The sequence below is a fragment of the Actinoplanes sp. ATCC 53533 genome (assembly GCF_003947245.1).
The window spans coordinates 23,831-32,962 of record NZ_QHHV01000120.1 but is presented as its reverse complement, the minus strand read 5'-3'; the positions used below and the strand labels follow the sequence as shown (position 1 = coordinate 32,962).

General features: G+C 71.3%; 6 protein-coding genes and 1 pseudogene. 4 read left to right on the top strand and 3 right to left on the bottom strand.

Annotated features, from left to right (window positions below; translation table 11 throughout):
* Positions 1-2,053 (bottom strand): annotated as a pseudogene (locus DMB66_RS34350) (hypothetical protein); the annotation flags it as partial.
* Positions 2,054-2,257: 204 nt separating this feature from the next.
* On the opposite strand from DMB66_RS34350, the gene valS reads away from it, so the two are divergent.
* Both valS and DMB66_RS34340 read left to right on the top strand, forming a co-directional pair.
* Positions 2,258-4,783 carry a valine--tRNA ligase gene (gene valS / locus DMB66_RS34345; protein WP_125808287.1) on the top strand — a complete coding sequence of 842 codons (2,526 nt, stop codon included), beginning with the start codon at positions 2,258-2,260 and terminating at the stop codon, positions 4,781-4,783.
* Positions 4,784-4,831: 48 nt separating this feature from the next.
* Positions 4,832-5,380, top strand: coding sequence for a hypothetical protein (locus DMB66_RS34340; protein WP_125808286.1), 549 nt, complete (start codon positions 4,832-4,834; stop codon positions 5,378-5,380).
* Between the two features lie 2 nt (positions 5,381-5,382).
* Here the strand turns inward: DMB66_RS34340 and DMB66_RS34335 are convergent, their stop codons facing one another.
* A complete protein-coding gene (locus DMB66_RS34335; RefSeq protein WP_125808285.1) occupies positions 5,383-6,159 on the bottom strand; it encodes a hypothetical protein in 777 nt (258 codons plus the stop codon).
* A 53-nt stretch (positions 6,160-6,212) separates the two neighbouring features.
* Between DMB66_RS34335 and DMB66_RS34330 the strand changes: the two genes are divergently transcribed.
* On the top strand, positions 6,213-7,391 hold the full coding sequence (locus DMB66_RS34330) for a DNA recombination protein RmuC (RefSeq protein ID WP_125808284.1): 1,179 nt from the start codon (positions 6,213-6,215) through the stop codon (positions 7,389-7,391).
* 113 nt (positions 7,392-7,504) lie between these two features.
* On the opposite strand, the gene DMB66_RS34325 is transcribed toward DMB66_RS34330, so the two are convergent.
* Entirely contained in the window at positions 7,505-8,578 is a 1,074-nt protein-coding gene (locus tag DMB66_RS34325; RefSeq protein ID WP_233625045.1) for a 4-hydroxy-3-methylbut-2-enyl diphosphate reductase, read from the bottom strand.
* Between the two features lie 19 nt (positions 8,579-8,597).
* Here DMB66_RS34325 and DMB66_RS34320 point away from each other — a divergent pair, with 19 nt between their 5' ends.
* A complete protein-coding gene (locus DMB66_RS34320; protein WP_125808283.1) occupies positions 8,598-9,119 on the top strand; it encodes a hypothetical protein in 522 nt (173 codons plus the stop codon).
* Positions 9,120-9,132: the final 13 nt, after the last annotated feature.

Sequence of the window (9,132 nt, the reverse complement as noted above, 5' to 3'; positions counted from 1 at the left end):
TGGTGAGCGACCACTTGTAGTAGTCGATGTCGTTGCCGTAGACCGGATCCTTCACGTCACCGGAGGAGAAGGTGAAGAGCCCGCTCTGGCCGACCGGCTTGCCGCGTCCTTCGCTGGGGAAGTCGTCCGAGGTGACGACGGGCGCGACGGTGGGCTCTTCAAGGTCGACGGACAGCTCGCACCAGTCGGACCAGGCGATGCTGTCGACCAGGCCGTCGTTGCTCTTGGCGTGCCATTTGTACGAGTGCCCGTGCACCAGCTTGCCCGCGGGCACCGGCGCGATGAACTCGCCCTGCTGGTCCTGTCGATCGATCGTGGCGGTGTGCGCCGTCTTGCCGGTGGCGATGTCCACCACGTCGAAGGTGACCTTGAGGTTCTGGCTGGTCTCGTCGTCGATCGCGGTCACGTGCAGGTCGGGGGTGGCGTCGCGGACGAACGGCCGGGAGGCCCCGGTGACACAGCCGGTCACGGGACTGGTGGTCTTCTCGCCGTACGGCTTGCCGGGCTGCGTGTTGAAGGTGACCGTCAGCTTCGCGGTGTCACCCTCGAAACGCTTCCAGCTGTTGCCGTCGCTCTCATCGTTGGCGTTGAGCGAGAACGCGATCGGCGCCCCGGCCTTCAGCTTGGTCCGTACCGTTGCCGTGAGGTTCTCGTTCGTCTCGTCCTTGTTGTCGGCGAACTCCACCGGAGAGGCCGGCGCGGGCGGATCGCATGCCTTCCCCCGGCCGTAGGCGACCTTGCGGTCGACCATCAGGTCGCCGTCTTTCGGCTTGTTGTTCCAGTTGGTGCCGGAATCGACCGCGGCCGCGTCCACGAGATTGAGATTCACCCAGCTCGCGGTGCAGGAGAAGGACCATGTCTCCACCGCGGTGAACTTCACCTTGCTGATGACGCGGTCGGCCCAGTCGGCCTTGACCGGGGTGAACTTGAAGTACATCCGGTTGGTGTAGGGGCTGCTGCTGCACAGGTTGCCGCCCCAGTTGGAGCAGCGGCCGACACCCTCGTCGTCCTTGAACTTGTAGTACTCGGTGCTGGGGTGCGCGCTGCTGACGTACATCCAGTCGGTGCGTTTGACGGTCTGGTCGGGATCGATGTAGACGGGGTAGACGGTCTTCGGATCAGCCAGCAGCGCGGCATCCGGCACCAGGGTCAGCGTCTCGGCGGCGAGGCCGAGGCCGACGTCGGCCACCCGGTCACCGGCGCTGGGCGCGGCGGACTCATCGGCCGGGACCGGCGCTGCCTTCGCGGCCGGCGCCGCCTTCGCCGCCGGCGCGGCCGAGTCCCACATCAGTGGCTGGGCGCCCTCGAAGATCGCCCTGCCCTGCGCGTCGACCATGGAGAGCCCGCCGGATCCGGTCTTGCGCATCGCCAGGCCGTCGCCCTCGACCGGCAGGCTCAGCTGGACCAGCGCCGGGTTGGCCGCGGCCTCGGCGGACTTGACCACCATCACGTACGAGTAGCCGGTGCTGGACGCACTGACCTTGACGTCGACTCCGGGCAGCGCGTCCACATAGGTCGCGGTGTCACCGGACAATGCCGGCGCCGGAAGAACTCCCGGCCAGCCGATGGCGACCGCCTTGCCGTCGTCCGCCAGCCGGATCAGGTCGCCCTCGCCCCCGCCGGAGAAGCCCAGGTCGACCGCGGCCGCACGAGGGCCCACCGAACCGTCCGCGCGGCGTACCAGGGTGGTGTCGATCCCGGACCACGAACCGTCGGCCCGCTTGACCCGCTGCGGTCCCGCGGTGATCTCCGCGGTGAACGTGCCGTCCGGATTGGCGAAGAGCAGCTCATCCTCGGCACGCCGCTCCACCACCTCCACCGGCTGACCGGTAGCGCGAGCCTGCCGGCCGGCCAGTTCCTCGGGCGACGGGCCCGGGGCCACGTCGGAGGGTTCGGCCTCGGTGGCCACGCCGGGTGGCTCGGCGAGGGTGGTCACCCAGGCGGCGGCCCCGGCGGGCTCGCTCTGAGCGACGGCGGATGCCCCGGCGACGAGGGCCGGAACGAGGCCCCACGGCAGTAGGGCAGCATGCAGCGAACGGCGTTTAACCAGCACAGAATTTCTCCCCGTGATCGCTCGAGAGCACTCGAGCGTGAGGAAGCTAGCCGTTCGAGGTCGATCTCCGCTGCCCCGAAGATCGTCAATGTGGCCTGGTTCACTAAGAAGAATTTAAGTTTAACGTTTGAACAAATTCGGCTCGGCGGCGGACGCCCGCCTATACCGCTCGAACGCAGCTCGGAAGGGCCCTACGCTGACCGCATGACGGAGCCTGCTAGCGGCCGGATGCCCGACCGACCGACCCTCGACGGACTGGAAGACAAGTGGGCCTCCCACTGGGAGGACGAGGGGACCTACCGGTTCGACCGTTCGGTAGCCGGCCGCGCCAACGTCTACGCGATCGACACCCCGCCGCCGACGGTTTCCGGCGAGCTGCACATGGGGCACGTCTTCTCCTACACGCACACCGACACCGTCGCGCGCTTCCAGCGGATGCGGGGCAAGACCGTCTTCTATCCGATGGGCTGGGACGACAACGGGCTGCCCACCGAGCGCCGGGTGCAGAACGTCTACGGCGTCTACTGCGACCCCTCGCTGCCGTACGACCCGCAGTGGCAGCCGCCCGCCGCGCCACCCAAGCAGGCGCTCGCGGTCTCCCGGCGTAACTTCGTCGAGCTGTGCAACCGGCTGACCGTCGAGGACGAGAAGGCGTTCGAGGCGCTGTGGCGGCGGCTCGGGCTGTCGGTCGACTGGGCGCTGACCTACACGACCATCGGGGCCCGGGCGCAGGCGGTTTCGCAGCGGGCCTTTCTCGACAATCTCGCGCGCGGGGAGGCGTACACGTCGGAGGCGCCGACGCTGTGGGACGTCGGCTTCCGCACCGCCGTCGCGCAGGCCGAGGTCGAAGACCGGGAGCGGCCCGGCGCGTACCACCGGCTGCGTTTTCACGGCCCGGACGGGCCGGTCATCCTCGACACGACCCGGCCCGAGCTGCTGCCGGCCTGCGTGGCGCTGGTCTGCCCGCCGGGGCATCCGCTGGCCGGCAGCACCGTGCGCACCCCGCTCTTCGACGTCGAGGTGCCGGTGCACGCCCACCCGCTGGCCGAGGCCGACAAGGGCACCGGCATCGCGATGGTCTGCACCTTCGGCGACCTGACCGACGTCATCTGGTGGCGTGACCTGCGGCTGCGGACCCGGGTGGCGCTCGGCCGGGACGGCCGGTTCCTGCCGGACCCGCCGCCGGGCGTGCCCGCCGCGGCGTACGCGCCGTTCGCCGGGCTGACCGTCAACGCGGCCCGGCGGGAGATCGTCCGGCTGCTCACCGACAGCGGTGACCTGCTCGGCGAGCCGCGGCCGATCACTCACCCGGTCAAGTTCTACGAGAAGGGCGACTCGCCGCTGGAGATCGTCACCAGCCGGCAGTGGTTCATCCGCAACGGCGGCCGCGACCAGCAGCTGCGCGACCGGCTGCTGGCCCGCGGCGAGGAGCTGACCTGGATCCCGCCGCACATGTCGCACCGCTACGAGCACTGGGTCAACGGCCTCACCGGAGACTGGCTGATCAGCCGCCAGCGGTTCTTCGGCGTGCCCGTCCCGGTCTGGTACCGGCTCGACGACGCTGGCGAGCCGGACTACGACAAGCTTCTCATACCGGATGTTGCGGCACTGCCGGTCGACCCGTCGTCGGAGTGTCCGCCGGGCTTCGTCGAGGCGCAGCGCGGCGTGCCGGGTGGCTTCGCCGCCGACCCGGACGTCATGGACACCTGGGCCACCTCGTCGCTGACCCCGCAGATCGTCGGCGGCTGGGGCACCGACGCCCACCTCTTCGAGCGGGTCTTCCCGATGGATCTGCGGCCGCAGGGTCACGACATCATCCGGACCTGGCTGTTCTATTCGATCGTCCGGTCGGATGCCGCGCACGACACCCTGCCGTGGCGCACCGCGGTGCTCTCCGGCTGGATCCTCGACCCCGACCGCAAGAAGATGTCGAAGTCCAAGGGCAACGTCGTCACCCCGATGGACCTGCTGGTGCAGAACGGCGCGGACGCGGTGCGGTACTGGGCGGCCAACGGGCGCCCTGGCGCCGACCTGGCGTACGACCCGGCGCAGATCAAGGTCGGCCGGCGGCTCGCCACCAAACTGCTCAACGCGTCGAAATTCGCCCTCGGGCTGGGCGCGGCGGACGCGCTGCGCCGGCCGGTGACCGCGGAGCTGGATCGGGCGGTGCTCGCCCGGCTGGCCGAGGTGGTCGAGACCGCCACGGCGGCGTTCGACGCGTACGACCACACGACCGCGTTGCAGGTGAGCGAGGCGTTCTTCTGGACGTTCTGCGACGACTACATCGAGCTGGTCAAGGACCGGGCTTACGCCGAGGGGCCGGGCGGCGACTCGGCCCGGGCGGCGCTGGCGGCCGGGCTCTCCGTGCTGCTGCGGTTGTTCGCGCCGTTCCTGCCGTACGCGACCGAGGAGATCTGGTCCTGGTGGCGGTACGGCTCGGTGCACACCTCGACGTGGCCGACCAGGTACGAGCTGATCCGGGTCGCCCCGGACGGCGACGCCACCCTGCTCGACCTGGCCGGGGAGGCCCTGCGCCAGGTCCGCCGGGCCAAGTCGGACCGCAAACTGTCGATGAAGGCGGAGGTGCCGCTCGCTGAGGCGCTGGGCCCGGCGGCGGTGCTGGAGCGGCTGGCCCTGGTCGAGGGCGATCTCAGGGCGGCGGGCCGGATCGGCAAGCTGGACATGCTGCCCGACCGCACGACCGAGTTGGTCATCGCCAGTGCCTTCTGAGCCCGGTTCTCCTCTCACGGCGACCCCCGGCACGGCAGCATAGGGGGCATGTCGATCCCGCCCGACGAGGTCGAAGCCCCGGCAGACGACGCGGTGCTCTTCCGGTCGTCGCCGTGGCGCACGTTCGCCGTGTTGGCCGGCACCCTGCTGGTCGCCTACGTGATCGTGTCCCCGCTGGTCGCGCTCTTCCTGGGCGGCCCGGACGACCCCTGGTGGTCCACGCTCGCGCAGGGTGCGGTGGTCGCGGTCCTGGTGGCCGGCGCGTACGCCGTGTCCTCCCGGTCGGCGCTCAGCACCTGGGTGCGGGCGTCCTCCGGGGGCCTGGAACTAGCCGCCCAGGGCAGCGACCCGGTGCTGCTGGCCTGGCCGGACATCGACCACGTGGTGGTGCGCCGGGACGGCCTGCGCACGATGCTGGATGTCACCCCGGTCGACCTGGACCGGGTGCATCCGGTCGCGGGCGAGGACGAGGGCTGGCCGGCCATCCGCGACGACGAGGCGGACCCGCTGGGCCGCCCCGCCTTCACCGCGGATCTCACCCAGGTGTGGCCCGGTCCGCGGGCGCTGCGCCGGGAGCTCGCCCGCCGCATGCATTGAGATCAGAAGTCGCCGCCGAAATCACCGCCGAAGTCACCGCCGCCGAAATCGCCGCCGCCCCAGTCGCCGGCCTGGGTGGCGTCCCCGCCGAGGTCGCCCCCGCCGTCCCCGCCGACGTCGCCGCCGGCCGCGTCCTGGAAGCCGTCCTGGTAGCCGTCGCCGTAGCCCATGTCGCCGAAGCCCGGCGAGAGCAGCGCGTCGAAGATCAGCATGCCGCCGATCACTCCCGCGCCCGCACCCAGCGCCGTCTTCCAGACCGGCGTCGAATACCAGCCCGACGGCACCGGCCGGCCCTGGACCCGGCCGCCCGGGTAGTAGTAGGGAGTCTCCGCGCCGGGCTGCGGGCCCGCCTTGTACTGGTGGCCCTGGACGCTGACCTCGCGCTCCCGGGTGATCTGACCGGCGCCCTGTGCGCTGGTCAGCGGCGGCAGGTCCGGGCCCGGGTCGATGCCCATCGCGATGCGGGCCGCGCGCACGTACGCCAGGCCCTCCAGCGCCGACTCCCGGGCGAGCTCGAACTGCCGCACCGACTTGGCCTGCTGCAACTGCCCGCCGGCGGCGTTGTATCGCTCGCTCGCGTCGGCCAGCGCCTGCCGGGCGGCCGGGTCGTCGCCGTGCAGGTTGAGCACCTGTCCGCCGAGGCGCTCGTACCAGCGCTGGGCCTCGGCGCGGGCGTCCTCGAGCCGGGTCTGCTGGCGCGCCGCGCCGCTCCGCCGGGTGGCCGCGATGATCGCTAGAACAACGACGATGATGACAACCAGCAGCAGCAACACCTTCATCTCTCGACGGTACTCTCGCCGATCTCGTCATACCCCTCTGGCAAGCTCCGAGGGTGACCTTCTCGACGCTCGCCGTGGTGCTCATCTGTCTGGGGGTCGGAGCCGCACTCGGCTGGCTGGCCGCGCGACTGCGCGCCGCCACCGACATCGCCCGGCTCGAGGCGACCCTGCAGGCGGGCCGCGACGGCGAGGGCCGGCTGGAGCAGTCCCTGCGGTCACTGTCCTACGAGGCGACGGCCCAGTCGCAGGAGGCGGTCGCCCGCGCGGTCGCCCCGCTGCACGAGACGCTGCGCCGCTACGAGCAGCGGGTCACCGAGCTGGAACGCGACCGGGTGGACGCGTACGCCGAGCTGCGCGAGCAGGTCCGCTCGATGGGCGCGGTCTCCGGCGAGCTGCGGACCGAGACGAAACAGCTCGTCGCGGCGTTGCGCGCCCCGCAGGTCCGGGGCCGCTGGGGTGAGCACCAGCTGCGCCGCATCGTCGAGGCGGCCGGTCTGCTGGAGCACTGCGACTTCGCCGAGCAGGTCACCGGGGCGACCGACCACCAGGGCGTGCGCCCCGACATGCTGGTGCGGCTGCACGGCGGACGGTCCGTGGTGGTCGACGCCAAGGCGCCCTTCGACTCCTACCTCTCGGCCATGGAGGCCCGCGACGAGCGCACCCGCGACTCCCACCTCGACCAGCACGCCAGGGTGCTGCGCGGGCACGTGGACGCGCTGTCGGCGAAGGCATACTGGACGGCCTTTGACCAGACGCCGGATTTCGTGGTGCTCTTCGTGCCAGCCGACCCGTTCCTGGACGCGGCCCTGCAGCGCGACGCCACGCTGATGGAGCACGCGTTCAGCCGCAACGTGGTGCTGGCGACCCCGGCGACCCTGGTCGCGCTGCTGCGCACGGTGGCCTATTCGTGGCGCCAGGAGGCGCTGGCCCACAACGCCCTGGCCGTGCACAGCCTGGCCCGCGAGCTGTACGGCCGGCTGTCGACCCTGGGCGAGCACGTCGGCAAGCTGGGCAGTTCGCTGAGTGGGGCGGTGACGGCATACAACCGGGCGGTCGGCTCGCTGGAGTCACGGGTGCTGGTCAGCGCCCGCAAGCTGGCCGAGATGGGTGTCTCCGACGATGAGCTGGCGGTGCCGATCCAGGTCGAGCTGACCCCGCGCCAGCCCCAGGCTCCCGAGTTGCTCCACGAGACCCTCGAACCGCGCCCCACGCAGCGGACAGCGGGCAGCTGAATCAGCCACCCTCAAACCGCGCCCCACGCAGCGGGCAGCGGGATCAGCCGCCCTCGAACCGCGCCCCACGCGGCGGAATCAGCCGCCCTCGAACCGCGCCCCACGCGGCGGAATTAGCCCCGCGAAGCGGCGGCGGCCTTCATGTCGCGGCGCAGCTCCTGCGGCAGCGAGAAGGTCAGCCGCTCCTCGGCGGTGGTGAACTCGGTCACCTCGCCGAAGCCGTGCTCGGCCAGGTGCGCGAGCACCTCCATGACCAGGTCGTCGGGCACGCTGGCACCCGAGCTGACGCCCACGGTCGTCGCGCCCACCAGCCACTCGTCCTTGATCTCTGAGGCGTAGTCGACCAGGTGGCCGGCCCGCGCGCCGGCGCCGAGCGCCACCTCGACCAGGCGCACCGAATTCGACGAGTTGGTGGAGCCGACCACGATCACCACGTCGCACTCCGGGGCGATCTCCTTGATCACGTGCTGGCGGTTCGAGGTGGCGTAGCAGATGTCGTCGCTGGGCGGCGACTGCAGCAGCGGCAGCCGGGTCTTGAGCCGGGCGACGGTCTCCATCGTCTCGTCCACCGACAGCGTGGTCTGGGAGAGCCAGACGACCTTGGCCGGGTCGCGAACGACGACGTTCTCCACGTCGTCCGGGCCGTCGACGAGCTGGATGTGCGCCGGCGCCTCGCCCGCCGTGCCGACGACCTCTTCGTGACCCTCGTGCCCGATGAGCAGGATGTCGTAGTCGTCGGCGGCGAACCGCCTCGCCTCGTGGTGCACCTTGGTGACCAGCGGGCAGGTCGCGTCGATCGCCTTGAGCTTGCGCTCGCGGGCCTGCTCGTGCACCTCGGGCGCCACCCCGTGGGCGGAGAAGACGACGGTCGAGCCCTCGGGGACCTCCTCGTTCTCCTCCACGAAGATCGCACCGCGGCTTTCCAGCGTGGTGACGACGTGCTTGTTGTGCACGATCTGCTTGCGGACGTAGACCGGGGAGCCGTAGAGCTTCAGCGCCTCCTCGACGGTCTGCACGGCACGGTCGACGCCGGCGCAGTAGCCCCGCGGCTTGGCGAGGAGCACACGCTTGCGAACTGGGCTGATCGAGTCGGCAGTCACCCAGCCATGGTACGTGCCCTCGGACAGCAGCCAGCAGACGCGACCTGCCTGCTCGACAGGATCGCTGCCAGGGCCTGAGGTGCCCATCGCACGGCATACTCGTGCGGTGGATGCGACAAGACAGACGATGCGGGGCCAGGCCGGTGCCGCCGTACGGGGTGTGCTCGGCGCGGTGAGCCTCGTCGGCGGCCTGACCTGGATCCTGCTCAACCTGGGTGCGCCGAGGCCGGTGACCGACATGATCGTCGGCGCGGTGCTGGCGGCCGGCGGCCTGGTGCTGCTCATGCCACACCGCGTACGGCTGCCGGCACGGGCCACCGCGGCGGCGACGATCGCGGCGGCGCTGGGCGGCACGCTCGCCGGCGCGATCTCGGAGAGCACGCAGCTCGGGGGCATGTGGGCATACCTGGCGAGCCGGGGCTGGCCGTTCGCCTGGGTCTCCCGGGCGGGGCTCGGTGGCGACGCGGCGACCGCCCGCCAGGTCGCCGAGCAGTCGAGCTGGCAGGTCGACGCGGTCAACCTCGCCGCCGACCTGTATTTCTGGGCCTTCGCCGGGCTGATCCTGGTAGTGGCCGCCAGGCTGGCCCGCCGCCCGGCGGCGGTGCCGGAGCCCGCACCGCAGTCATGATCGACAAGCCGCG

What these genes read in the sequence shown, in the direction of transcription:
- DMB66_RS34325 (WP_233625045.1), bottom strand. Translation starts at nt 8,578, where the DNA reads ATGGGCACCTCAGGCCCTGGCAGCGATCCTGTCGAGCAGGCAGGTCGC.
- DMB66_RS34340 (WP_125808286.1), top strand. Translation starts at nt 4,832, where the DNA reads ATGTCGATCCCGCCCGACGAGGTCGAAGCCCCGGCAGACGACGCGGTG.
- DMB66_RS34335 (WP_125808285.1), bottom strand. Translation starts at nt 6,159, where the DNA reads ATGAAGGTGTTGCTGCTGCTGGTTGTCATCATCGTCGTTGTTCTAGCG.
- valS (WP_125808287.1), top strand. Translation starts at nt 2,258, where the DNA reads ATGACGGAGCCTGCTAGCGGCCGGATGCCCGACCGACCGACCCTCGAC.